Source organism: Nocardioides sp. NPDC057767 (assembly GCF_042798275.1).
In the GTDB taxonomy this organism is placed as follows: domain Bacteria; phylum Actinomycetota; class Actinomycetes; order Propionibacteriales; family Nocardioidaceae; genus Nocardioides.
Genome location: NZ_JBHVKJ010000012.1, coordinates 78527 through 103154 on the forward strand (window position 1 = coordinate 78527; position 24628 = coordinate 103154).

The 24628-nt window shown below is 71.3% G+C and carries 22 protein-coding genes; 13 read left to right on the forward strand and 9 right to left on the reverse strand.

The genetic code is table 11. The features are described from left to right. Positions 1 to 282: 282 nt before the first annotated feature. The 4 genes from ACFVDI_RS08690 to ACFVDI_RS08705 are packed head-to-tail and all read right to left on the reverse strand — an operon-like array spanning position 283 to position 4820. A complete protein-coding gene (locus ACFVDI_RS08690) occupies positions 283 to 966 on the reverse strand; it encodes a response regulator (protein ID WP_378902975.1) in 684 nt (227 codons plus the stop codon). A gap of 18 nt (positions 967 to 984) precedes the next feature. Next, positions 985 to 2352 carry a sensor histidine kinase gene (locus tag ACFVDI_RS08695; RefSeq protein ID WP_378902978.1) on the reverse strand — a complete coding sequence of 456 codons (1368 nt, stop codon included), beginning with the start codon at positions 2350 to 2352 and terminating at the stop codon, positions 985 to 987. 10 nt (positions 2353 to 2362) lie between these two features. Continuing rightward, positions 2363 to 3607 (reverse strand): iron-containing alcohol dehydrogenase, encoded by a 1245-nt coding sequence (locus tag ACFVDI_RS08700; protein ID WP_378902981.1) that lies wholly within the window; start codon positions 3605 to 3607, stop codon positions 2363 to 2365. A 1-nt stretch (position 3608) separates the two neighbouring features. After that, positions 3609 to 4820, reverse strand: a complete 1212-nt coding sequence (locus ACFVDI_RS08705) for a GAF domain-containing protein (RefSeq protein WP_378902984.1) — start codon at positions 4818 to 4820, stop codon at positions 3609 to 3611. 146 nt (positions 4821 to 4966) lie between these two features. On the opposite strand from ACFVDI_RS08705, the gene ACFVDI_RS08710 reads away from it, so the two are divergent. The 5 genes from ACFVDI_RS08710 to ACFVDI_RS08730 are packed head-to-tail and all read left to right on the forward strand — an operon-like array spanning position 4967 to position 9326. After that, complete coding sequence (locus ACFVDI_RS08710) at positions 4967 to 6490, forward strand: aldehyde dehydrogenase family protein (protein ID WP_378902987.1); 1524 nt, start codon at positions 4967 to 4969, stop codon at positions 6488 to 6490. Next, positions 6490 to 6882 (forward strand): DUF779 domain-containing protein, encoded by a 393-nt coding sequence (locus ACFVDI_RS08715; RefSeq protein WP_378902990.1) that lies wholly within the window; start codon positions 6490 to 6492, stop codon positions 6880 to 6882. The genes ACFVDI_RS08710 and ACFVDI_RS08715 overlap by 1 nt, the downstream gene beginning before the upstream one ends. Before the next feature lie 47 nt (positions 6883 to 6929). Further along, positions 6930 to 8900, forward strand: a complete 1971-nt coding sequence (gene acs, locus ACFVDI_RS08720) for an acetate--CoA ligase (protein WP_378902993.1) — start codon at positions 6930 to 6932, stop codon at positions 8898 to 8900. Position 8901: 1 nt separating this feature from the next. After that, entirely contained in the window at positions 8902 to 9180 is a 279-nt protein-coding gene (locus ACFVDI_RS08725; RefSeq protein WP_378902996.1) for a hypothetical protein, read from the forward strand. A 23-nt stretch (positions 9181 to 9203) separates the two neighbouring features. Continuing rightward, positions 9204 to 9326 (forward strand): hypothetical protein, encoded by a 123-nt coding sequence (locus tag ACFVDI_RS08730; RefSeq protein ID WP_378902999.1) that lies wholly within the window; start codon positions 9204 to 9206, stop codon positions 9324 to 9326. Between the two features lie 151 nt (positions 9327 to 9477). Here the strand turns inward: ACFVDI_RS08730 and ACFVDI_RS08735 are convergent, their stop codons facing one another. The 3 genes from ACFVDI_RS08735 to ACFVDI_RS08745 all read right to left on the reverse strand — a co-directional run bounded on the left by ACFVDI_RS08735 (position 9478) and on the right by ACFVDI_RS08745 (position 14380). Beyond that, positions 9478 to 9690 (reverse strand): heavy-metal-associated domain-containing protein, encoded by a 213-nt coding sequence (locus ACFVDI_RS08735; RefSeq protein WP_378903002.1) that lies wholly within the window; start codon positions 9688 to 9690, stop codon positions 9478 to 9480. A 75-nt stretch (positions 9691 to 9765) separates the two neighbouring features. Next, positions 9766 to 11208 (reverse strand): MFS transporter, encoded by a 1443-nt coding sequence (locus tag ACFVDI_RS08740; protein WP_378903005.1) that lies wholly within the window; start codon positions 11206 to 11208, stop codon positions 9766 to 9768. 58 nt (positions 11209 to 11266) lie between these two features. After that, a complete protein-coding gene (locus tag ACFVDI_RS08745) occupies positions 11267 to 14380 on the reverse strand; it encodes a BTAD domain-containing putative transcriptional regulator (RefSeq protein WP_378903008.1) in 3114 nt (1037 codons plus the stop codon). 147 nt (positions 14381 to 14527) lie between these two features. On the opposite strand from ACFVDI_RS08745, the gene ACFVDI_RS08750 reads away from it, so the two are divergent. From ACFVDI_RS08750 to ACFVDI_RS08780, 7 genes are all read left to right on the forward strand, one after another. Then, entirely contained in the window at positions 14528 to 15433 is a 906-nt protein-coding gene (locus ACFVDI_RS08750) for a hypothetical protein (RefSeq protein WP_378903011.1), read from the forward strand. A 43-nt stretch (positions 15434 to 15476) separates the two neighbouring features. After that, positions 15477 to 15683 (forward strand): heavy-metal-associated domain-containing protein, encoded by a 207-nt coding sequence (locus ACFVDI_RS08755; protein WP_378903014.1) that lies wholly within the window; start codon positions 15477 to 15479, stop codon positions 15681 to 15683. Positions 15684 to 15759: 76 nt separating this feature from the next. Beyond that, complete coding sequence (locus tag ACFVDI_RS08760; protein WP_378903017.1) at positions 15760 to 18042, forward strand: heavy metal translocating P-type ATPase; 2283 nt, start codon at positions 15760 to 15762, stop codon at positions 18040 to 18042. A gap of 51 nt (positions 18043 to 18093) precedes the next feature. Next, entirely contained in the window at positions 18094 to 19800 is a 1707-nt protein-coding gene (locus ACFVDI_RS08765; RefSeq protein ID WP_378903020.1) for a cation:proton antiporter, read from the forward strand. 102 nt (positions 19801 to 19902) lie between these two features. Further along, positions 19903 to 20784, forward strand: a complete 882-nt coding sequence (locus tag ACFVDI_RS08770) for a sigma-70 family RNA polymerase sigma factor (protein ID WP_378903023.1) — start codon at positions 19903 to 19905, stop codon at positions 20782 to 20784. 85 nt (positions 20785 to 20869) lie between these two features. Then, complete coding sequence (locus tag ACFVDI_RS08775) at positions 20870 to 21340, forward strand: carboxymuconolactone decarboxylase family protein (RefSeq protein ID WP_378903026.1); 471 nt, start codon at positions 20870 to 20872, stop codon at positions 21338 to 21340. 89 nt (positions 21341 to 21429) lie between these two features. Beyond that, positions 21430 to 21816, forward strand: a complete 387-nt coding sequence (locus tag ACFVDI_RS08780) for a DoxX family protein (protein ID WP_378903029.1) — start codon at positions 21430 to 21432, stop codon at positions 21814 to 21816. Positions 21817 to 21847: 31 nt separating this feature from the next. Here ACFVDI_RS08780 and ACFVDI_RS08785 read toward each other — a convergent pair whose 3' ends face one another. Together ACFVDI_RS08785 and ACFVDI_RS08790 are read right to left on the reverse strand one after the other, a co-directional pair. Next, a complete protein-coding gene (locus tag ACFVDI_RS08785; protein ID WP_378903032.1) occupies positions 21848 to 23449 on the reverse strand; it encodes a multicopper oxidase family protein in 1602 nt (533 codons plus the stop codon). Next, positions 23446 to 23874 (reverse strand): hypothetical protein, encoded by a 429-nt coding sequence (locus ACFVDI_RS08790; protein WP_378903034.1) that lies wholly within the window; start codon positions 23872 to 23874, stop codon positions 23446 to 23448. The genes ACFVDI_RS08785 and ACFVDI_RS08790 overlap by 4 nt, the downstream gene beginning before the upstream one ends. A gap of 193 nt (positions 23875 to 24067) precedes the next feature. On the opposite strand from ACFVDI_RS08790, the gene ACFVDI_RS08795 reads away from it, so the two are divergent. After that, positions 24068 to 24622, forward strand: coding sequence for a hypothetical protein (locus ACFVDI_RS08795; RefSeq protein WP_378903037.1), 555 nt, complete (start codon positions 24068 to 24070; stop codon positions 24620 to 24622). The last annotated feature ends 6 nt before the right edge of the window (positions 24623 to 24628 follow it).

Below are 24628 nucleotides of genomic sequence, written 5' to 3' on the forward strand. Positions count from 1 at the left end.
GACCAACGGACACACATCCGCAGGCCCGCGCGATCGCGGCCAGCGAGCTGGAGCCGAGGCGCCCCCGAGCGACCCGCGACCTCCCCAGCACGCGGTTGACGGCAATCGTCGCGCGACGTGTACTCCCCGCGCGCAAGGCAGCCCCAGCGATGTTTCGGCAGCAAGTCGCTGACGCTTCGCCCGACGCCGGTGACGCTTCGACCGACGCCGGTGACGCCTCGCCCGACGCCGGTGACGCTTCGCCCGACGTGGGCGACGCCTCGGCCAAGGACGCCAGCCGGATCAGAGGAGCCCCATCTTGGACGCCTCGTACACCGCCTCGGCCCGGCGGCTGACGCCCAGCTTCCGCAGGATGTTGCCCACGTGGAACTTCGCGGTGGTGTCGGAGATGTAGAGCCGGTGGCCGATGGCGCGGTTCGACAGTCCGTGGGCGAGCAGCTCCAGCACCTCGAGCTCGCGGGTGGTGAGCTCGGATTCGTCGCTGGTCACCGGCATGTTCACGCCGCGGATCATCGCCGCCGCGGAGCGCGCGTCGAAGGCGCTGCCGCCGCTCGCGACGTCCCGGATCGCCCGGACCAGCCCGGTGGTGTCGACGTCCTTGACGACATAGCCGCGGGCGCCGGCCCGGATCGCCTGCATCACCAGCTGCTCGTCGAGGAACGTCGTCAGCACCAGGATCAGCGCCTCCGGGTGGCGCTGGGTGAGCGCGGCGCAGAGCTCGAGCCCCTCGGCGTCCGAGGACGAGGAGAGCTTCAGGTCGAGCAGCACGATGTCGGGACGAGCGCTGTTGACCCGGGCGAGCGCCTCGGCCGCGGTCGCCGCCTCCGCGACGACTCGGAGGCCGGGCTCGCGTTCCAGGATCGACCGCAGACCCTGCCGCACGATCGCATGATCGTCGACCAGCAGTACGTCGATGCCGGCCGTCTCCTGGTCCGGGACCACCCGGGGTGGGCTGAGCGTGTTCATGGTTCCTCCTCGAAGCGGCTACTGCGGGTCCTCGATGAGCCCGCAGATCGTTCCCCGGCCGCGGTCCACGACCGGCAGCGGCACCCGGAGCTCCACCCGGACCCCGCCGAGGTGCGAGCGCCGGAACGCGACCGTGCCACCGAGCTCGCTGATCCGGGTCTCGATGTTCGCCAGGCCGCGGTGGCGGCCGTCGATCGAGGTGCCACGCTCGAGCCGCAGCTTCCGGGCCAGCAGGCCCGGGTCGCCGCGGCCGTCGTCGGCGACCCCGACGTAGAGCTCGTGCTTGCGGTAGCGGAGCCGGAGCACCGCCTGGGTCGCCTCGGCGTGGATCGCCACGTTGAAGAGCGCCTCGCCGACCGCGCGGGCGATGTCGTGCTTGGCCTCCGCGGGCATCGGGCACACCTCGCCCTCGACCCGCACGGACACGTCCAGGTGCGGACGATGGTGCTCGGCCACCTCGTGCAGCAGCTCGGGCAGCGAGGAGACCGTGTCGCGATGCGGCTGGTGCAGGGCGTAGATCGCCCGGCGCAGCTGCTCCACGGCGTCCTGGGTGAGCTGCTTGGCGGTGTTGAGGAGCTCGGTGATCCGCTCGCCGGCAGGTCCCAGCTCCTCCGTCTCACCGCGCGCGACCTCGACCGACATCCCGGCCGAGAGCACGAACTGGGTCACGCTGTCGTGGAGCTCGCGCGCGATGCGGTGGCGCTCGTGGTCGACGAGCTCGCGCTGCCGGGCCACCAGCAGCCGCTCCTCGGCCTCCCGCAGCTCGCGGGTCCGCTGCTCGAGGTCGCGCTCCCGGGCGCCGACCTCGTCGTAGAGCCGCTGGGCACGCCGGTGCTGGGCGAGCCCGGCCTGGTACTGCTCCGAGGTGTGCAGCGCCACCGCGGCCTCGTTGGCGAGGATCCGCAGCACCGACAGGTCTCCGGGCTCGGGGTCGTCCGCGAGCCCGTGGAGGCCGACCAGGCTGCCGATCATGACGCTCTCCAGCGTCATCGGCACCCGCACCCAGCGGGCCGGCCCCGGCGCCCCGGTGGCATGGCCGGCCCGGATCGCGCCGAGCTCGCGGCGTACGACGCCGGGGAGCTCCTCCTCGTCGCCGACCACCCGGCCGTCGTGATCGACGACGATGAACCTCGGCCGCGCCCCCGTCAGATGGCCGTCCGCCAGCGCCAGGATCGTCCACTCCGCGGCGAGGTGCACCGCTGCCGCACGGGCCACCTCCTCCAGGAGCGCCCGCGGGCCCTCGACCGTGCGCACCAGCGCTCGCGAGATCGAGTCCATGGCGCGTACGGCCTGCTGCATCCGCTCGTCGGAGCGCAGGAACGCGCGGTAGTAGGACCGCTTGCCCGAACGTACGCCGGTCAGTGCTGCCAGATCGGGGGCGCTCACTGGACCACCCTCACAGGGCTTCTCGGAAGAGCGCGTGGATCTCGGCGCGGCTCGCCGGTCGCGGGTTCGTCGTCAGGCAGGCATCGTCGAGGGTCGTCACCGACAGGGTGTCGAGATCGGTGTCGGTCACCCCGAGGTCCCGCAGGCCTCGGGGCACGCCGACGTCGTCGGCCAGGCGCCGGACGTGGTCGGCGAGCATCTCGGCCGCGACGTAGCCGGGGACACCGTCGACCGGCAGGCCGGCGGCCCGGGCGAGACCGACGAACCGCTCGGGGACCGAGCGTGCGTTGTAGCGGATCACGTGCGGGAGCAGGACGCCGTTGACCACGCCGTGCGGGGCGTCGAGGAGCCCGCCGACCTGGTGGCTCATCGCATGGGTCGCGCCGAGGATCGCGTTGGTGAAGGCCAGGCCCGCCTGCAGGCTCGCCTGCGCCATCATCGCGCGGTGCTCCAGCGCGCGCGGCTCGGTGATCGTCGAGCGCAGGTGACGGCAGACGAGGGCGACCGAGCTCATCGCGTGCCCGTCGGCCAGCGGGTTGTGCGCCAGCGACACGTACGACTCGATGCCGTGGGTGAGCGCGTCCAGGCCGGTCGCGGCGTTGAGTGCCTCCGGCATCGTGGTCAGCAGCCGCGGGTCGGTGATGGAGACGTCCGGCACCAGCGCCCGGCCCATGATCGTGAGCTTCACCCGACGTTCGGTGTCGGTGACGATGCAGAACTGGGAGACGTCGGCTCCGGTCCCCGAGGTGCTCGGGATCATCAGCATCGGCGGGATCGGCCGGGCGATCTGGTCGATCCCGGCGTAGTCGAGGATGTCGCCGCCGTTGCCCGAGAGCACCGCGACGCCCTTCGCGGCGTCCATGCAGGAACCGCCACCGATGGCCACGATGACGTCGGCCTCGGTCTCGACGTACCTCTCGTAGGCGCGGCGCACCTCGTGGTCCTTGGGGTTCGGCGTGACGTCGGTCCACAGCACCGGGGCGAGCCCCTCGGCCCGCAGCAGCCGGAGCAGCTCGTCGACCCAGCCGGCCTCGACGATGCCGGGGTCGGTGACGACGAACGGCCGACGGGCGCCGAGCCGGGCGGCGGCGTAGCCCGCCTCCGCGAGCGAGTCGGGTCCGAAGACCACCTCGGGTGCTTGGAACTTCACCACCTGGTCGAGCGGGGCGGTGGTCGGCGGAACGGGCTCCTGTCGGGGAGCGGCCTCCCTGGTGCGGGCGATGACTGCTGTCGTGGTTCCGGCTCCGGCGCTCATCTCAGAGACCCACCTCGCGGTCCAGCCGGGCGATCTGACCGTCCGCGAGCGCCATCAGCGGAGAGCCGGGCGGGAGCAGGTCCTGGAGGCGGAGCCACATCTCGTAGTCGTCGGCACCCCACGCGGACCGGGTCCAGGTCGAGACCAGGTCGGGCTGGCCCGACTGGAGCACCGCGGCACGCAGCTGCTGTGCCAACGTCTCCCGCAGGCGTACGACGCCGGGCGCCACCGATCGCGGCAGGATCGGGCCGCGGTAGCAGCGGAGCGCCCCGGCCACGTCGCCCACCGCGAGCCTGGCCTCCACGCCGAGCCAGTCGCCGGTGACCTCGGTGGTGAGCCGGTAGGGCCGGGAGGCGAGGAACTCCTCGCCGAGGAGGTTGCGCAGCCGGTTCAGCTCGGCGCGGAGCGTCGAGGAGCCGCCGTCGTCCTCGTAGAGCAGGACCGCGAGCTCGTCGCCGGAGAGTCCGCGCGGGGTGCTGGCGAGGAGCAGGAAGATCTCGCTGTGGCGAGGTGACAGCCGCAGCTGCGCGCGATGGCCGCGACCGTCGTCGATCGAGAGCAGCAGGTCCTGGCGGCCCAGCGTCTCCACGGCGATGCGTGCCCAGCCCGGCCGGGTCTCCGGCTGCCTCGGCAGCAGCTGCTCGCGGGCGAGCTCGGACTCCGCGAGCCTGGCCGCGGCGCGCACCATCGCCATCGTCTGAGGCACGACGATGGAGTCACCGCCGGTGATGTCGAGGACGCCGAGCAGTCGCGAGTCGCCCGGGTCGTGGATCGGGGTGGCGGCGCAGCTCCACGGCTGCACCGAGCGCCGGAAGTGCTCGGCGGCGATGACGCTGGTCGGCCGGCCGAGCCGGAGCGCGAGGCCGGGAGCGTTCGTCCCGGCGAGCCGCTCGTCCCAGTTGCTTCCCTCGACGAAACCGATCTGCTCGGCACGCCGGAGCGCGGCCGGAGCGCCGCACACCCAGAGCAGCTGGCCGGCCTCGTCGGAGACGGCCATGATCGCGTCGCAGTCGCGCGCCGCCTGGCCGAGCACGTCGTCGAGGAGCGGGAACACGCGCGCCAGCGGATGGGCAGCACGTACGTCCCGCAGCTGGTCCTCGGGGAGGGTGATCGGCGCGAACGTGTCGTCCGCGGTCACCCCGGCGGCAGCCGACCGGTGCCACGAGTCCGCCACGGCTGCGCGCATCGAGGCGCTCTGCTTCGTATCGCTCATCCGGACCTCCTCTGGTGACGAGGGTCACATTTGAAGGTTGCATTCACGTTGCATCGGTCGCGCAACGTGGCTGCAACCTCGGCGTTTCTAGCGTCTGTGACCACGATCACGCCCCAATGCCTGACTTTGCCTGAGGAGAATTCCCGATGACCGTATACGCAGCTCCCGGCCAGCCCGACTCGCTGGTCACCGTCCAAGGTCGCTACGGCCACTACATCGGCGGCGCCTGGGTCGACCCGGTCAAGGGCGCCTACTTCGAGAACATCTCGCCGGTGAACGGCAAGCCGTTCACCGAGATCGCCCGGGGTACGGCCGAGGACATCGAGGCCGCCCTGGACGCCGCACATGCTGCCGCTCCGTCGTGGGGGAAGACCTCGACGACGGAGCGGGCCAACATCCTGCTCAAGATCGCCGACGTGATGGAGGAGAACCTCACCGCCATCGCCGTCGCGGAGACCTGGGAGAACGGCAAGCCGGTCCGCGAGACCCTGGCCGCCGACATCCCGCTCGCGATCGACCACTTCCGCTACTTCGCCGGCGTGCTCCGTGCCCAGGAGGGCACCATCGGCGAGATCGACGAGAACACCGTGGCGTACCACTTCCACGAGCCGCTGGGCGTCGTCGGTCAGATCATCCCGTGGAACTTCCCGATCCTGATGGCCGTCTGGAAGCTCGCCCCGGCCCTGGCCGCCGGAAACGCGGTCGTGCTCAAGCCCGCCGAGCAGACCCCGTGGTCGATCCTCAAGCTGATGGAGCTGATCGGCGACCTGCTGCCCGCCGGTGTGCTCAACGTCGTCAACGGCTTCGGCGTCGAGGCCGGCAAGCCGCTCGCCTCCTCGCCCCGCGTCGCCAAGGTCGCCTTCACCGGCGAGACCACGACCGGCCGCCTGATCATGCAGTACGCCAGCCAGAACATCATCCCGGTGACCCTGGAGCTCGGCGGCAAGAGCCCGAACATCTTCTTCGACTCCGTCGCCGCCGAGAAGGACGCCTTCTACGACAAGGCGCTCGAGGGCTTCACGATGTTCGCCCTCAACCAGGGCGAGGTCTGCACCTGCCCGTCGCGTGCGCTCGTCCAGCGCTCGATCTACTCCGACTTCGTCGGCGACGCGATCGCCCGTGTCGAGAAGATCAAGCAGGGCAACCCGCTCGACGACACCACGATGATCGGCGCCCAGGCCAGCAACGACCAGCTCGAGAAGATCCTGTCCTACATCGAGATCGGCAAGGACGAGGGCGCCAAGGTCCTCACCGGTGGCGAGCGGAGCATCCTCGAGGGCGACCTCGCCGAGGGCTACTACGTGCAGCCGACCGTCTTCGAGGGCGACAACTCGATGCGGATCTTCCAGGAGGAGATCTTCGGGCCGGTCGTCTCGCTGACCGGCTTCGACGACGAGGCCGACGCCCTCAAGGTCGCCAACGACACCCTGTACGGCCTCGGTGCCGGCGTCTGGTCGCGCGACGGGTCGCAGGCCTTCCGGGCCGGCAAGGAGATCAAGGCCGGCCGGGTCTGGACGAACTGCTACCACGCCTACCCGGCCCACGCGGCCTTCGGTGGCTACAAGCAGTCCGGCATCGGTCGTGAGACCCACAAGATGATGCTGGACCACTACCAGCAGACCAAGAACCTGCTCGTCAGCTACAGCCCCGACGCACTCGGGTTCTTCTGATGAGCGCGACCCACGCCTCCTCCCTTCCGGCGCGGGTCGCCGTGACCGACGAGGCGGCGGACCTGCTCCGCCGTCTCGTCGGTATCCACGGGCCGGTCATGTTCCACCAGTCCGGTGGGTGCTGCGACGGTTCCGCCCCGATGTGCTACCCGAGCGGCGACTTCATGCTCGGCGACGCCGACATCCACCTGGGCGACCTGGACATCGGGCTGGACGACCAGGTGCCCGTCTGGATGTCGCGCTCGCAGTTCGAGTACTGGTCGCACACCCACATCACCATCGACGTCGTCCCCGGACGCGGCGCCGGCTTCTCCCTGGAGGCGCCCGAGGGCGTGCGGTTCCTGATCCGGTCGCGACTGTTCACCGACGACGAGACCGCCCTGCTCGGCTAGCCGGTCTCTCCGCAATCCCCTCCCGCCCCCGAAGGAAGCACGACGCCATGACCGACCTGACGATCCCCAGCAAACCGACCCGCTTCGAGCCGCCGGCCGAGCTCGCCGCTGCCGCCAACGTCACCGCCGAGGCGTACGCCCGTGCCGACTCCGACCTGGAGGGCTTCTGGGCCGAGCAGGCCGAGCGGCTGACCTGGGCCGAGCCGTTCACCCAGGTGCTGGACTGGTCAGACGCACCGCGGGCGCGGTGGTTCGCAGACGGGAAGCTCAACGCGGCGTACAACTGCGTCGACCGTCATGTCGAGGCCGGTCGCGGCGACCAGGTGGCCTTCCACTTCGTCGGTGAACCCGGTGACACCCGAGACCTCACCTACGCCGAGCTCAAGAACGAGGTGTCCCGAGCCGCCAACGCGCTGACCAGCCTCGGTGTGGGCAGCGGCGACCTGGTCGCGATCTACCTGCCGATGATCCCCGAGGCCATCGTCGCGATGCTGGCCTGCGCCCGCATCGGGGCCACCCACACGGTGGTCTTCGGCGGGTTCTCGGCCGAGGCCCTCGCCTCGCGGATCGAGGACTGCCGGGCCAAGCTGGTCATCACCTCCGACGGCGGCTACCGCCGCGGGGCTCCGTCGGCGCTGAAGCCGGCCGTCGACGCCGCTCTGGCGCGGCTGGGCAGCCAGAGCCCGGTCGACCACGTCCTCGTGGTGCGCCGCACGGGGGAGTACGTCCCCTTCGACGACGCCACCGACCTGTGGTGGCACGACGTCGTCGACAGCGCCTCCCCCGAGCACACACCCGAGGCGTTCGACGCCGAGCACCCGCTGTACGTCATGTACTCCTCGGGCACGACCGGGAAGCCCAAGGGCATCCTGCACACCACCGGCGGCTATCTGACCGGCGCGGCCTACACCCACCACGCGGTCTTCGACCTCAAGCCGGACACCGACGTCTACTGGTGCACCGCCGACATCGGCTGGGTCACCGGACACAGCTACATCGTCTACGGCCCGCTCGCCAACGGTGTCACCCAGGTGCTCTACGAGGGCACTCCGGACAGCCCGCACCGGGGTCGCTGGTGGGAGATCATCGAGCAGTACGGCGTGACCCTCTTCTACACCGCCCCGACGGCGATCCGGACGTTCATGAAGTGGGGCCGAGAGATCCCGGACATCTACGACCTCAGCTCGCTGCGGCTCCTCGGATCGGTCGGCGAGCCCATCAACCCCGAGGCGTACGTCTGGTATCGCGACGTCATCGGCGGCGACCGCTGCCCCGTCGTCGACACCTGGTGGCAGACCGAGACCGGTCAGATGATGATCAGCCCGCTGCCCGGGGTGACCGCCGGCAAGCCCGGTTCGGCGATGCGGCCGCTGCCCGGCATCGGCGCCGACGTGGTCGACGAGGAGGGTCACTCGGTGCCGAACGGGTCGAGCGGCTACCTGGTCCTCACCAAGCCGTGGCCGGCCATGCTGCGCACGCTGTGGCAGGACGACGACCGCTTCGTCGAGACGTACTGGACCCGCTTCGCGGACCTCGGCTACTACTTCGCCGGCGACGGCGCCAAGAAGGACGAGGACGGCGACATCTGGATCCTGGGTCGCGTCGACGACGTGATGAACGTATCCGGGCACCGCCTCTCCACGAGCGAGATCGAGTCCGCCCTGGTCTCCCACCCGCGGGTAGCCGAGGCAGCCGTCGTCGGCGCCGCCGACGAGACCACCGGTCAGGCCGTCGTCGCGTACGTCATCCTGCGCTCGGGGGACGGCAACACCGGCGAGGCGCTGATCCAGGAGCTGCGCAACCATGTGGCCAAGGAGATCGGGGCCATCGCCAAGCCGCGGCAGATCACGATCGTCCCGGAGCTGCCCAAGACGCGGTCCGGGAAGATCATGCGCCGCCTGCTGCGCGATGTCGCCGAGGGCCGGGACGTCGGCGACATCACCACGCTCAGCGATCCCGGCGTGATGGCCATGATCGCGAACGGCGACACCGTAGACACCGCAGCGGCGGAGGCGTGAGATGGCCGTGCCGGCCACCGGCGTCGATCCCAGGACGATCGGGCAGAGCTGGGTCATCGTCGCCCGCCACCGCCAGCCTGCGCGGACAGCGGCTCCTGCCCCGTGGGGCGAGGCGCACCTCAAGCGGATCGGCACGTCCACGACCATCTGCGGTGCGCCCACCCAGGGGTGGCACGCCTTCTGGCAGCTGCGGTCCGAGGACATCCGCCGGTGGTGCGCCGACTGCTCCGCGGCAGCCCGCCCGACCCGTACGGTGTCGGGACTCCTGAGCACCAAGTGACCCCACGAGGAGGTGGACGATCGATGAAGACCATGACCCACACCTGTACGTGCCCCGGGGCGTTCCACGAGCTCGGGCTGCACACGCGCGAGGGCGTGCTGCCCGGCCCGCGCTGGCTGCAGGTGCTGGCAGCACTTCTGCGCTGAAGGCGACGGGTCATGGCCGCGCCTCACCGGGCCCTCGCGGACTTCCGCCATTGTGCGGAGAATCGAAACGACCGCAGATCTTGCGTAGAGGCCGGGGTCAAGGCGTTCAAGCGGCGCCGGATGGCGCCCCGGTTGATCCACCGGGAGAAGTTCACGGCCGCGGACGCACCTGCGCGGTGAAGCTGCTGCCAGCGAGCGCGTCGAGCAGGTCGGCGGCGGAGACGTCCCCGGTGACGGTGATCTCGCCGGTGCCGCGGTCGGCGGTGAGGGTGGCGACGCCGGGGAGGTCCCGGAGTCGGGCGGTGGCCTCACGGACGCATCGAGGGCAGCGCATGCCCTCGACGTACAGCTGAATGGTCTGCATGGCGGTCTCCTTGGTGGTCTCGCAGTGCCTTCGTGGCCCCGGACGGATCCGGGGCCACGAAGAGGGGTTGGGCTGCTACCTGCTGGCGGGGACCGACTCGGCCGGGGTCTCGCTGCGGGCCGACTTCCAGCCGATCCCGGTGACGACGGCACCGGCGAGGGCGATGCCGGCCGCGCCGAGGAACCCGGCCGAGAAGCCGTCGGTCATGGCGGCCAGGTCACCGATCTGGTCGGAGCCGTACGCAGCCGCGACGACGGTCATCGCTGCCAGCCCGAGCGCCGAGCCGACCTGGTAGCTGGTGTTGACGATCCCGGCGGCGAGGCCACCCTCCTCGGGGGCGGCCGCACCGAGCGCCGTGCTCAGCGACGGGATGAAGGCGAGCGCCATGCCCGCCGCGGTGACCAGCGTCGCCGGGAGCACGTCGACGGCGAAGCTGCCGTCGGCGTCGATCCGGGAGAGCCAGACCAGGCCGAGCCCGAGGACGATCAGGCCGCCGACGGTCATCGCCTTCGGTCCGAACGCCGCGGTCAGCCGCGGGGCGACGGCGACCATGCCGAGCATGATCGTCACCGTCATCGGCAGCAGGGCCGCGCCGGACTCGAACGCGCCGAGGCCGAGCACCTGCTGGAGGTAGAGGTTGATGAAGAAGAACATCGGGATCCAGGCGGCGCCGAGCAGCAGCTGGGCGACGTTCGCGGCGGCCAGGTTCGGTGCCTTGAAGATGCCCAGACGCATGAGCGGTGCCGAGGAGCCGGCCTGCAGGGCCACGAACGCGACGAGCAGGGCGATGCCGACGGCACCGGCGATGAGCGTGCTCGGCGATCCCCAGCCCACCTCGGGGACACGTACGACCGCGAAGACCACCGCGGCGAGACCCAGGGTGACGGTCAGCGCACCGAGCAGGTCGATGCGACCGCGCTGCGCGGTGCCGGCCGGCATCGTGCCCGGGGTCAGGGCGAGGACGACGAGGGCGATCGGGATGTTGATGAAGAAGACCCACGGCCAGGACAGGTACTCGGTGAGCACGCCGCCGAGGAACACGCCGGCCGTGCCGCCGGCCGGGGCGGCCGCGCCGTAGAGCGCGAGCGCCTTGGTGAGCTCCTTCGGGTTCGCCCCGAAGTTCATGAACAGGAGCGTCAGCGCCGAGGGTGCGATGAGCGCCGATCCGGCGCCCTGGACGGCGCGCCCGGCGATCTCGACGGCGACGGTGTCGGCCAGCCCGGCGACGAGCGACCCGACGCCGAGGACCAGCCAGCCGATGGCGAAGATCCGGCGGGCGCCGAGCAGGTCGGAGAGCCGGCCGCCCAGCAGGAGGAGGCCGCCGAAGGCGACCACGTAGGCGTTGAACACCCAGCTGAGGTCCTGCGGGGCGAAGCCGAGATCACGCTGGATCTCGGGGAGCGCGACGCCGATGATCGAGGTGTCCATGATGACCATGAACTGGGCGGCGGCGATGAGGCCGAGGGCTATCCAGCGGCGGTTGTTGGCACCCGCCGCCGGGGATGCTGTGGAAGACATGGTTCTCTCTTTTCGTCAGGGCGGCCGTCCGGCCGCGTGAGAGAGAACCTGTCCGGTGTCACTGTCCCTGGTCTGTCCGGCCGCCGTCCGTCCGGGAGCCGTTCAGCCGGGCCAGTGCCTCGTCCGCCTGGTCCGCGAGGGCGACCTCGCCGGCGGCGAGGGCGACGGTGCGGGACTCGTCATAGCGCTCGACCGCCGCTTCCGTCTCGGACAGCTGCTCGTGGCACCGGGCCAGCGCGAGCGTCGCCTTCGCCGTCATCGCGGGCGTCTCCAGCGTCTCGAAGCCCTGGATCGCCGTCGTCAGCAGGTCGATGGCCGTCGACCAGTCCTCCTGACGCTCGGCGAGCCGACCCCGTCCGTACGCAGCCAGGACCGACCCGGCCCGGTCGCCGACGTGGCGCGATGCCAGCTCCGCGCGGCGGAACGCGTCCTCGGCCGACTCGTGGTCCCCCAGGCCGAGGTGGGTGATCCCGAGGTCCGCGAGAGCCCACTGCACGGTGTTGTGGATGCCGGCGGAGGCAGCCACGTCGATCGCCTGCTCGAGGGTGCGGGCCGACTCCCGCAGACGTCCGAAGTGCCGCAGGCCGTAGCCGAGGTGATACAGGACGGCGCTGTGGCCCCAGGGGTCGTCGAGGTGACGGAACTCGGCGGCGGTGGCCCGCCCCAGGCGTGTCGCCGTCGCCTCGTCCCTGGCCTTGAGGGCGGTCTCGAGCCGGACGAACCCGACGACCGCGAGCCCCCAGCGGTCGCCGCGGTCGCGGAACCAACCCTCGGCGGCATCCAGGAGAGCCGGCGCCTCTTGGTCGTGTCCGTTGACGCCTTCGACGGCGAGCAGCACCTGGGAGACCGCAGCCCCGTCGGCGTCGCCGGCCTCGCGGAAGATCGCCAGGCTCTCGCGGGCCGCCTCGGCGCAGCGTGGATGGGGGTGGACGACGCACGCCCGGGGGCGCTCGACGAGCGACACCGCCTGCAGGGCGGCGGCCCGCGCGGCGGGTGTCCCACGGTCCTGCTCGAGGAGGCGCCGCAGGATCCGGCGGCCCTCCAGATGACGGCCCTGGTGCCAGAAGAGGCCCAGGTGGCCAGCCAGTCGCAGCGCGGCGTCGATGCGATGTCCTGAGCTTGTCGAAGGGTCACCGGCCGGGCCCTCCAGCCAGGCGATGGCCGAGCGTACGTTGGCCTGCTCGTCGATCAGGAGGTTCCTGGCGCGCGGGTCGCCCTGGCCGCGCAGCGCGCGCGCCGACCGCTCCGCGACCTCGGCGAAGTGGTGCGCGTGCCGGGTGGCCAGCGCGTCGCTGCGGCCGGTGCTCGCCAGCCGGTCCGCGGCGTACTCGCGCAGGGTCTCGAGCATCCGGTAGCGGGTGACCGGGCCGCGTTCGGCGACGATCAGGGACTGCTCGACCAGCCGGCCGACGGCGTGGATGACCTGGCTCGGGTCGGTCTCGTCGTCGGCGAGGACCTGCTCGGCGGCGGTCAGGGTCCAGCCGCCGTGGAACACCGCGAGGCCCTCGAAGACGCGCTTCTCCAGGTCGTCGAGCAGGTCGTAGCTCCAGTCGACGGTCGCACGGAGCGTGCGCTGACGCTCCTCCGCGGTGCGAGGTCCCGAGGTGAGCAGGGTGAACCGCTGGTCGAGCCGGTCGGCGAGGTCGCTCGGGGACAGCGCGGACGCTCGGGCCGCGGCGAGCTCCAGCGCCAGCGGCATGCCGTCGAGCGCGCGGGCGATGCGGCCGAGCGCGACGTACGCCTCCGGGTCGGTCTCGACCCCGGGCACGACCGTCGCGATCCGGCGGACCAGGAGCTGCACCGAGGCCGTCGACGCGATCGTCTCGGCGTCGTCGTCCTCGAGCGGGGTGGAGAGCGGCCCGACGAGGGTCTGCACCTCGCTCGGCAGGGCGAGGGGCTCGCGGCTGGTGGCGATGACGGTGAGCTGCGGGCAGCGGGCCAGCAGCTGCTCGACCAGGGTCGCGACGGGGTCGATGAGGTGCTCGCAGTTGTCGATGACCAGGAGCAGGTGCTTGTCGGCGAGGAAGTCGACCAGCCGCGTCTGGAGGTCGATGGCCGAGCCGTCCTGCGGCATCGCCACCGCCGTGGCGACGGACGGCACGATGTGCTCGCGGCTGCGGATCGAGGCGAGGCGGACGAGGAAGGTGCCGTCCGGGAACCGGTCGGCGAGCGCGTGGGCGGCGTGCAGGCCGAGCGAGGTCTTCCCGGAGCCGCCGGGGCCGACGAGGGTGGTCAGTCGGGAGGTGCGGGCCTGCTCGCTCAGGGCCTCCAGCAGCTCCTCGCGCCCGACGAGCGGGGCCAGGTCGGCCGGGAGGTTGGAGAGCTGGGCTCCTGACCTGGCGCGGTGGGGAGCGGTCGCCGGGGTGGACAGGGTGACCTCTCCGGAGGAGCCGAGCGACGGGTCCTGCCGGAGCACCCGCTCGTGGAGCGACCGCAACGAGGTCGACGGCTCGAGGCCGAGGTCGGCGTCCAGCGTCTTCCGGGTGCGGGTGAAGACCTCGAGGGCGTCGGCCTGCCGGCCGGCGCGGTAGAGCGCGACCATCAGCAGACCGGCCATGGCCTCATGGGTGGGGTCGGTACGCAGCAGCGGCTCGAGGTCGGTGACGACCTCAGCGTGGCGGCCCAGTGACAGTGCGATCTGGGCCCGCTCGGCGTACGCCGTCCTGCGGAGGTCCTCCAGGCGCACCGACTCCGGCACCGCCCACGGCTCGGTGGCGAAGTCGGCGAGCGCGTCGCCGCGCCAGAGCCCGAGCGCCGCGTCGTAGGCGGCCAGATCCGCCTCGGCCGGGCTCCCGGACCCGGCGACTGACGCGCGGACCTCGCGGACCCGTCGTTCGAAGGCCTCGGCATCGAGGCTGCCGGGGTCGACCGCCGCCCGATAGCCACCACCGTCGCGCTGCACCAGGTCGAGCCCGACGGACTTGAACACCCGGCGCAGCTTGGAGACGCGGAGCTGGAGCGCGTTCAGCGGGTCGGCCGGCAGCGCCGCGTCGGCCCACAGCCGGTCGATCAGTGCGGACGCCGGCACGATCCGCCCCCGTGCCAGGAGCAGCACCGCGAGCAGCGCCCGCTCCGCCGAGCCGGGGACCCTGACGGTCTCACCGTCGACCGTCGCCTCGAACGGGCCGAGCAGCCCGAACCGGATGTCACGCGAGGTCGGGGTCGGCAGCACAGCCACAGCGTAGTCAGACCCGGCTCGGACGTCCGAGCGGATATCTGTCCGGGTCCCGACAACGCCGGGACAGTAGGCAGACAGATCGCCCGAGCAACCTCTGGCACGTCAACGAGAGTCATCGAGATTCGAGCCAGGAGAGATCACATGAACGCCATCGTCAAGGTCGGCGTGTTCGCCGGAGCCGTCGTTGCCCTCGGGGGCCTGGGTTCCGCCGTGGGCGCCTCCGTCGGTCCGCTCGGCGAGCCCGAGCGTCATCAGGAGCACGCGGCCGAGAAGAGCAGCCACGGCGGCCACGGCGGGCACGGTGGGAGCGGTGCGACGAAGGCGCCCGAGGCCACCGGGCTCAACGTCAGCCAGGCCGGCTACACGCTCGACCTCGTCGAGGACCGCTACCAGCGCACGGCCGCCGCCACGCTGCGGTTCCGGATCCTCGGCGCCGACGACGAGCCGGTCACCCGGTTCGAGACCGCCCACGGGAAGAAGCTCCACCTGATCGTCGTACGCCGCGACCTGGCCACCTTCCAGCACGTGCATCCGGTGATGGCCGCCGACGGCACCTGGTCGGTCGAGGCCGACCTGGCCGAGGCCGGGACCTACCGCGTCTTCGCCGACTTCCAGCCGGCGACCGAGGACGAGGGGCTCACCCTGGGGCAGGACCTGTTCGTCGCCGGCCCCTACGAGCCGCAGGCGTTGGCAGCGGCCGCCACCACCAGCACGGTCAGCCCCTACCAGGTGGACCTGGACGGTCACCTGGTCGCCGGGAAGACCTCGCGTCTCACCCTGACCGTGGCCAAGGACGGCGAGCCCGTCACCGACCTGGAGCCCTACCTCGAGGCGTACGGCCACCTGGTCGCGCTCCGCGACGGCGACCTGGCCTACCTCCACGTCCACCCCGAAGGAGCCCCCGGCGACGGGCGCACCGAGCCCGGCCCGGAGATCACGTTCTCCGCCGAGGTGCCCTCGGCCGGGACGTACCGCCTGTTCCTCGACTTCCAGCACGCCGGCGAGGTGCGTACCGCGGCCTTCACCGCGGTCGCAGAGACCCACTGACCCCCTGCCTGAGCAGGGTCCACCACAGAGAGAGGAAAGCACCATGTGCAGCACCACCTACACCGTTTCCGGGATGACCTGCGGTCACTGCGTCAGCTCCGTCAAGGAGGAGGTCACCCAGATCGCGGGCGTCTCCTCCGTCGACATCGATCTGGCCACCGGCCAGGTGACCGTCACCTCCGAGAACGAGCTCGACCCCGCGCAGGTTCAGCGCGCGGTCGAGGAGGCCGGCTACCAGCTGGCCGGCTGAGACCCGCGCCGGCTCCCCTTCCTGGGAAAGGGGAGCCGGCGCGTACGCCGATCCACCCACCTGAAGGACACCAGTGATGACCGTCTCCGGAACCTCTACACCTTCCTCTGCACCCACGACCGACTTCGAGCTCGAGATCAACGGCATGACCTGCGCGTCCTGCGCCAACCGCATCGAGCGCAAGCTCAACAAGCTCGACGGTGTGGCCGCCACCGTCAACTACGCGACCGAGAAGGCGAAGATCTCCGTCGCCGCGGACAACACCGACATCGACGCGAGCGTGCTGATCGCGACCGTCGAGAGCGCCGGGTACGGCGCGAAGGAGCCTCGCCGCGAGACGACTCCGTCGAGCGGCTCCGCCGCTGACGGAGACCCCACGGACCCGGTCACCCTCCTCCGGCGGCGGCTGCTGATCTCGGCGCTGCTCACCGTCCCGGTGGTGCTCATGGCGATGGTGCCGGCCCTGCAGTTCGAGAGCTGGCAGTGGCTCTCGCTCACGCTCGCCGCCCCGGTCGTCGTCTGGGGCGCCGCGCCGTTTCACCGGGCCGCGTGGACCAACGCGCGCCACGGCGCGGCCACCATGGACACGCTGGTCTCCATCGGCACCCTGGCCGCCCTGGGCTGGTCCCTGTACGCCCTGTTCCTCGGCACCGCGGGCGAGCCCGGCATGACCCACCCGTTCAGCTTCGCGATCGAGCGCACCGACGGGCTCGGCAACATCTACCTGGAGGCGGCCGCCGGCGTCACCACGTTCATCCTCGCCGGCCGCTACTTCGAGGCCCGCTCGAAGCGCCGCGCCGGTGCCGCGCTCACCGCACTCCTCGAGCTCGGCGCCAAGGAGGTTGCCGTCCTGCGCGACGGGACCGAGACCCGGATCCCGGTCGACGAGCTGGCCGTCGGCGACCTGTTCGTCGTACGTCCCGGGGAGAAGGTCGCCACCGACGGCATCGTCGAGGACGGGTCCTCCGCCATCGACGCGGCGATGCTGACCGGCGAGTCCGTGCCGGTCGAGGTCGCCCCCGGCGACGGCGTCACCGGGGCCACCGTGAACGCCGGCGGGCGCATCGTCGTCCGGGCGACCCGGGTCGGCGCCGACACCCAGCTCGCCCAGATGGCGCGCCTGGTCGAGGAGGCGCAGACCGGCAAGGCCGCGGCGCAGCGGCTCGCCGACCGGATCTCGGGCATCTTCGTACCCATCGTGCTCGCCCTCTCGGCCATCACCCTCGGGTTCTGGCTCGGCGCGGGCGCGGGTGCCGCCACCGCGTTCACCGCGGCGGTCGCGGTGCTGATCATCGCCTGCCCGTGCGCCCTCGGCCTGGCCACGCCCACGGCCCTGATGGTCGGCACCGGACGCGGCGCCCAGCTCGGCATCCTGATCAAGGGCCCGGAGGTGCTCGAGAGCACTCGGAAGATCGACACCATCGTGCTCGACAAGACCGGCACCGTCACCAGCGGCACCATGACCCTCACCGACGTGGTCGCCGCTCCCGGCGAGGACGCCGACGAGATCGCCCGGCTGGCCGGCGCCCTGGAGCACGCCTCCGAGCACCCGATCGCCCGCGCGATCGCGGCCGGGGCCGAGGACCGCGTCGGCACGCTGCCCGTGGCAGAGGACTTCGCCAACGTCCCGGGCCTGGGTGTGCAGGGCATCGTCGAGGGCCACGCCGTCCTCGTCGGGCGGGTCCGCCTGCTGGAGGAGTGGAGCCAGTACCTGCCCGGCGACCTCGCCCTGGCGATGGCCGAGGCCGAGAGCGAGGGCCGTACGGCCGTCGCCGTCGGCTGGGACGGACAGGCGCGCGGCGTCCTGGTCGTCAACGACGTGATCAAGCCGACCTCGGCCGAGGCGATCGCTGAGTTCCAGCGGCTGGGGCTGACCCCCGTCCTGCTCACGGGCGACAACGAGACCGTGGCCCGGAGCGTTGCCGCCGAGGTCGGGATCCCGGTCTCCGCGGACACCGTCATCGCCGAGGTGCTCCCCGAGGACAAGGTCGCCGTCGTCCGCCGGTTGCAGGAGGAGGGTCGCGTGGTCGCGATGGTCGGCGACGGCGTCAACGACGCGCCGGCGCTGGCCCAGGCCGACCTCGGCCTCTCGATGGGCACCGGCACCGACGTCGCCATCCAGGCCAGCGACCTGACCCTGGTCCGCGGCGACCTGCGGGTCGCGGCCGACGCCATCCGGCTCTCGCGGAAGACGCTGGCCACGATCAAGGGCAACCTGTTCTGGGCCTTCGCCTACAACGTCGCGGCGATCCCGCTCGCGGTCGCCGGGCTGCTCAACCCGATGCTCGCGGGTGCCGCGATGGCCTTCTCGTCGGTCTTCGTGGTGAGCAACAGCCTCCGGCTGCGACGTTTCCGCTGATCCCGGCCCAGATCCCAGCTCCGCCCCGACCGCACTCTTAGGCTCCTGACCATGGACCATCGGGTGTTGCTGATCGTCGGGGCGGCGCTGGCGATCATGATCGCGGCGTCGGTGTTCGCGCGGCGTACGGGGGTGGCGGCGCCGCTGCTGCTCGTGGGGCTCGGGATCGGGGCGAGCTATCTGCCCGGTGCGCCGGAGATCGAGCTCGATCCGGAGCTGATCCTGGCCGGCGTACTGCCGCCGCTGCTCTACTCCTCCGCGGTCAACCTGCCGGTGATCGACTTCCGGCGGAACTTCCGGTTGATCAGCTGGCTCTCGGTCGTGATGGTGATCGTCTCGGCGCTGGTGATCGGGGCGGTGGTGCACTGGCTGTTCCCGGACATCTCGTTCCCGCTCGCGGTCGCGCTCGGGGCGGTCGTCAGCCCCACCGACGCGGTGGCGGCGACGGCGATCGGGCGCCGGGTCGGGCTGCCGCCGCGGGTGATGACGGTGCTGGAGGGGGAGAGCCTGGTCAACGACGCGTCCGCCCTCGTCGTGCTCCGGACGGCCGTCGCGGGGATCGCGGCGGCGAGCTCGTTCTCCCTGGGACGTACGGTCCTGGAGTTCGGGTGGGCGGTGCTCGGCGCGCTCGTGATCGGCGGCCTCGTCGGCTGGCTCACCGTGCTGCTCCGGCAGCGGCTCGACGACCCGGTGCTCAACACGACGATCTCGTTCGCGGTGCCGTTCATCGCCTACTTCCCGGCCGAGGAGCTGGACGCGTCCGGCGTGCTCGCCGTCGTCGTCGCCGGGCTGGTGACGGGCGGGCTCGGCAGCCGCCGGTTCAGCGCCCGCGACCGGCAGACCCAGGCGACGACCTGGACCACGTTCAACTTCATCCTGGAGAGCGGCGTCTTCTTGGCGATGGGCTACCAGCTGCCCGACTTCGTCGACGCCGCGCAGGGCGAGACCACGCCCGGCGAGATGGCCGGGCTCGTCCTGACCATCGTCGGCCTGCTGGTCGTGCTCCGGTTCGCCGGCCTGGCCGCGCCCGCGCTCCGGGACCGGGAGGAGAGCAAGGAAGAGGTACGCACCCGCCTGGACCAGTTCGAGGAGAAGCTCGACTCGCTGACCCCCGCCGACGATCGGGAGGACGCCCGGATCACCGCGGCCCGGCGACGGTTGGCCCGGGGCCGGGCCGACATCGACTTCGAGGAGCGCGAGCCGATCACCAGGCGCGGGTTCCTCACGATCGGCTGGGCCGGCATGCGCGGCGTCGTCACGGTCGCCGCCGCCCAGACGATCCCGGCCGGCACCTCCCACCGGGCGACCGTCGTGCTCGCCGCCTTCCTGGTCGCGCTCATCACCCTGGTGCTCTTCGGCCTCACCCTGCCGGCTCTGATCCGCCGGTTGCGCTTCTCCCCGGAGAGCGCCAAGGACAGGCACGATGCGTTCCGCGCCCTGTTGCGCCAGGTCGGCGAGACGGCCGTCGACACCCTCGGACCGCTGGAGTCGCAGACCATCGACGGTGAGCCGATCGACCCCAAGCTGGTGACGAAGCTCAAGGACCGCATCCTCCCGCGCGTGCTCGCGGGCGTGCAGGAGGCACCGCGGGTGCGGCCCGCCGTGAAGGAGCAGACTCTGATCCTGCAGACGCGCTACCTCGACGCGATGCGCGAGGCGCTCGCCGTCGAGCGCAGCATCGGGGCCTACAGCTCCCACACGTACGCGAGGGTCGAGTCCATCCTCGACGACATGGAGAAGCGGCTCGACATCAGCTGAGCCGTTGCGAGCCGTCCACGGAACCTCACCGTCGCGACGGTTACCTTGACGTCTGCGGGCCCGTCATCACCATGACGGAGTTCCCGCAAGGAAGGTAACGACATGACCGGATCAGGTCCGCACGACGCACTGGCGGAGTCCTTCGAGCAGCAGCGCGAGCACCTGGTGGCGATCGCCCACCGGATGCTCGGATCGAGGGCTGACGCCGAGGACGCGGTGCAGGAGGCGTGGCTCCGGCTGGCGCGGCAGGACGAGGCCACGATCGACAACCTGGCCGGCTGGCTGACCACGGTGGTGGGGCATGTCTGCATCGATGTGCTCCGCTCGCGCAGGTCCCGGCCGGCACTGTCGTACGAGGACCGTCTGCCCGACCTCGTGGTGGCCGTAGACGAGGGGGCGGCGCCCGAGGAGGACGCCATGCTCGCCGAGTCGGTCGGGATGGCGATGCTGGTGGTGCTCGACTCCCTCAGTCCGACCGAGCGGGTGGCGTTCGTCCTGCATGACATGTTCATGGTGCCTTTCGCCGAGATCGGCGAGATCATCGGTCGGTCCCCCGACGCCTCCAAGATGCTCGCCAGCCGGGCGCGCCGGAAGGTGCGGGGCACACCGCAGCCGCATGAGGAGCCGCGGCGCCAGCGCGCGGTGGTCGACGCGTTTCTCGCGGCGGCAAGAGACGGGGACTTCGAAGGGCTCGTCGCCCTGCTCGACCCGCAGGTGACCTGGCGCACGATCCACCCCCAGGGTGTGATCACCACGGTCGGGGCGGCCGCGGTGGCCGAACCGGTCCTGCGCGGAGCGCGATCGATGACTTCCGTGCTCCCGGTCCGGCTCAACGGACTGCCCGGGTTCGTGGCCTGGGGCGCCAGCGGCAAGGTGCTCGGCGTGGCGGCGTGCACCGTGGTCGAGGACCGGATCGTCGAACTGTTGACGGTGAGCGACCGCAGGCGTCTCGACGCCATGGGTCTGCCTCCTCGACCCGCGTAGGGCAGGGCTGTGGCCTGGGCTGTTACCTCGTGAAGACCGGCTTCGTCGTAGTGGTGCAAGCATCCGAAGACGAAGGAGATTCACGATGGAGACCCGGATCAACCCCATGGCCAACGAGATCGGTGCGAGGTTCGCGAAGCACATCATCTCGTCGAACAGGGTCATCGCGGACTCGACGCTGCCGACGGCGCTGCAGGAGCTGGTGAAGATCCGTGCCAGCCAGATCAACGGCTGCGGCGGCTGCCTCGACATGCACACCAAGGACGCCGCGGCCGCCGGTGAGAGCGCCGTGCGGATCAGTCTCGTCGGGGCGTGGCGGGAGACGACGGTCTACAGCGAAGCCGAACGCGCGGCGTTGGAGCTCACCGATCAGGGCACTCGCCTCGCCGACTCCAGCGGGGTCACCGACGAGGCCTGGGCAAACGCGGCGAAGCACTTCGACGAGGACCAGCTGATGGCCCTGGTCGCCCTGATCTGCGTGATCAACGCCTTCAACCGGCTGAACGTGATCACGCGTACGCCCGGTGGTGACTACCAGCCCGGTCAGTACGCCTGACCCGGCGATTCCCCCAGGCGCGCGGCGGACCACTCTCGGGTCCGCCGCGGCTGCCCCCAGACAGACATCGTTCTCAGGAGAAAGAACCCATGAACATCGCACTGTGGACCATCGCCGCCCTGATGGCCGGCGTCTTCCTGCTCTCCGGCTTCGGGAAGCTGTTCGTCCCGCGAGAGAAGATGGCCGAGATGGGCAACGCCGCGCGTTGGGTCCTCGACTTCAGACCCGGCACCCTCAAGGCCATCGGAGCACTCGAGATCGTCGGTGCCGTGGGCCTGGTCCTGCCTGCCGTGCTCGACATCGCGCCGGTACTGGTGCCGCTGGCGGCCAGCGGCCTGGCGTTGATCATGGCCGGTGCCACGATCATGCGGATCCGCCGCGGCGACAGCAAGGCCGCACTGGGGGACGCGACCTACCTCGCCCTGACCGCCTTCGTGGCGATCGGCCGCTTCGCCTTCGAACCCTTCGTCGGCTGAGCGGCCCGACTCCCGGGCGGATCCCGCAGGGTCAGACCGTCTCGAATCCGGCCATCATCGCCATGTCCTCGTGCTCGAGGTTGTGGCAGTGGATGAGGAACCGGCCGGCGTACCTCTCGAACCTGACCCGGACCCGGACGGCCTCATAGGGACGTACGTCGACGGTGTCCTTCCAGCCGTGATCCATCGGGCCCGGGCCGTGGTTGCCGCGGCGTAGGACCTGGAAGGGCGAGAGGTGGACGTGGACCGGGTGGTGCGCGTCGGTGAAGAACTCCCAGATCTCGGTGGATCCCAGCGGCACCTGCGCCTGGGGGACGGCCGGGTCGAACGGCTTGCCGTTGATCCCCCAGCCGCGCCGGCCGTGCACGCTCGCCTGGCGGAAGTGCCATCTGCGGACGACCGCACCGTCGGGCTTCTCGGGCTCGGGTACGTCGGCGAGCCTCTCGGCCAGTCGATCGGCCAGTCGGACGTCGTCGGTCGCGCGGCGGGTGATCCGGAACCGCATCACCTGAGCGGTCCGGCCGGTGCCGAGACCGTTGCGCATCTCGACCGTCGTGCCCGGTGGCAGCGAGCGGAAGTCGACGACGACGTCGAACCGCTCGCCCGAGGCCATCGTGATCTGGTCGTGCTCGACGGGGGCGGCGAGCAGTCCGCCGTCGGAGCCGATCTGGGTGAACCTCACCGGCTTGCCGTCGGCGGTACGCAGGCTGAGCGCGTAGCGGCGCGCGTTGGAGGCGTTGAGCAGCCGCAGTCGATACTGAGTCGCCTCGACCTCCGCCTCCGGCCACGGCGCGCCGTTGACGAGGATGACGTCGCCGAGCACGCCGGCCATGTAGCGGTCCTCGACGCCGGGCTCGCCCAGAAGCTCCGGGTCGAGCGCGGGGTAGCGCAGCGCGCCGTCCTCGTCGAAGGCCCGGTCGGCGATCATCAGCGGCAGCTCCCGCTCGCCGCGCGGCAGGGAGAGGGCGTCCTCCTCGTCGTCGCGGATGATGTGGAACCCGGCCAGGCCGCGCCACACCTGCGGGGCGGTGAAGTCCATCCGGTGATCGTGGTACCAGAGCGTCGTGGCCGGCTGTTCGAGCGGATAGCGGTAGTCCCGCTTCCCGGTGCTGACATGCGCCTTCGGGTCGGCCATCGCCTCGTGCCCGCCACCGTGGTCGCTCCCGTGGCCGCTCCCGTGTCCGCTCTCGTGCCCGGCAGGATGAGCAGGAGCCTCGAACCCCGGCGGCACCAGCAGATCCGTCGGCCAGCCGTCGCTCTCGGCGGGCGTGTGCCCGCCATGGAGATGCGTCGCCGTCGGCAGCGCGAGGGAGTTGGTGTGGCGTACGGTCACGGCCTGGCCGCGCCGGGTCTCCAGCGTCGGCCCGGGGAAGACCCCGTCGTACGTCATCATCGCGGTCCGCAGCCCGGGCAGGATCTCCACCGAGGCGGCACGCTGTGCGATCGAGATGAGGCCGCCCGAGGGGCGCTTGACGGGCGGCAACGGCAACGGCGTCGCGTACGCCTTCGGCAGCCGTGCCGCGCTGCGCAGGATCCGTCCGGTCTGTCCGGGGGCATCGCCGCAGGAGGCCAGCGATGCGGCGAGCGGAGCGGCGAGTCCGGCGCCGAGGAGGGTGCGTCGCCCGAGTCTCATCGCCGGACCTCCCGCGGGCTGCCGGCGCCGCGACGCAGCGAGGCGATGGCGAGGGCCACCGCGATCCCGACGGTGAGGACGCCGACCGGGACGTGCAGCTGGAGGACCCGGGTGTAGCCGAGGACCGCCTGGACGTGGATGAGGAGGAAGAGCACGACCGACCAGATGAGGAACCACCAGCGGCCGCGCATCGCCACGACGGCGCCCGCGGCGATCGGCAGCAGCAGACCGAACGCCTGCAGCGCCGCCGCGCCGGCGGAGTGGAGCCCCAGTGCCTCGAAGGTGCCCGAGAAGTAGGAGCCGATGAAGATCGGTTGCCCGATCGCGAAGAGCGCGATCAGCAATGCGACGGCTCGGAAGCAGAAGAGGCTGATGCGTGGTCGACGCTCGCGTACGGGTGGCGCGGTTGGGTTCGTTGTGGTCACGTCTCGACCATAGGTAGATACGGTACATATGCCATCGGGTGTTCCCCTGAGATCGCCCGAGAGGTGTGCTCAGGGTCGCGGACCGTTCGGACCGCGTGCCGATAACCAGTTGCGATCGGGGCGCCGGGCTTCGGATACTGGTCGACTTTGCTGCCGTACGAAGGGGAGTGCGTCGACCGAGATGTTGACCGAGATGTTGACCACGATGCCGTCGGGCCACGCCCGGGTTCTCGACCTGGTCAGGACGTCCGTCGCCCGGGATGGGCGGTTCGAGAACCCCTTGATCATCTGGGAGCGCGACGAGGCGGTCTCGCGCAGCATCGCCGAGACCGATCCCAGTCCGTCGACCGTGGACCCCCAATGGATCGAGGACAGGTTCTGGATCTGGGTGCACTACGCGGCGACCAAGCTCGGACGGGGTGAGCTCTTCGAGGTCTTGGAGTTCCTGAGCTTCCTGCGAGGCGAGGTGCTCGCGCCTCTGGCCCACCATGTGCGTGGGCTCGCTCCCCGGGGCGTCCGGCGGTTCGAGCAGCACATGCCGGACATGGTGCCGCTCTTCGCCGGCACCGTGGCCTCTCGCGACTGGGACGCGTGTGCTGCTGCGATCGCTCGATGCATCGAGGCCTATCGGACCTTGAGGGGGCAGCTGTCAGACCCGATCCGGCTCGGCGTCGAGGTCGAGGATGCTTCGGTGGCGTACCTGGACGCGGTCGTCGCCGACGGCCCCGCGCCGAGGTCTGCCGTCTGACCAGCT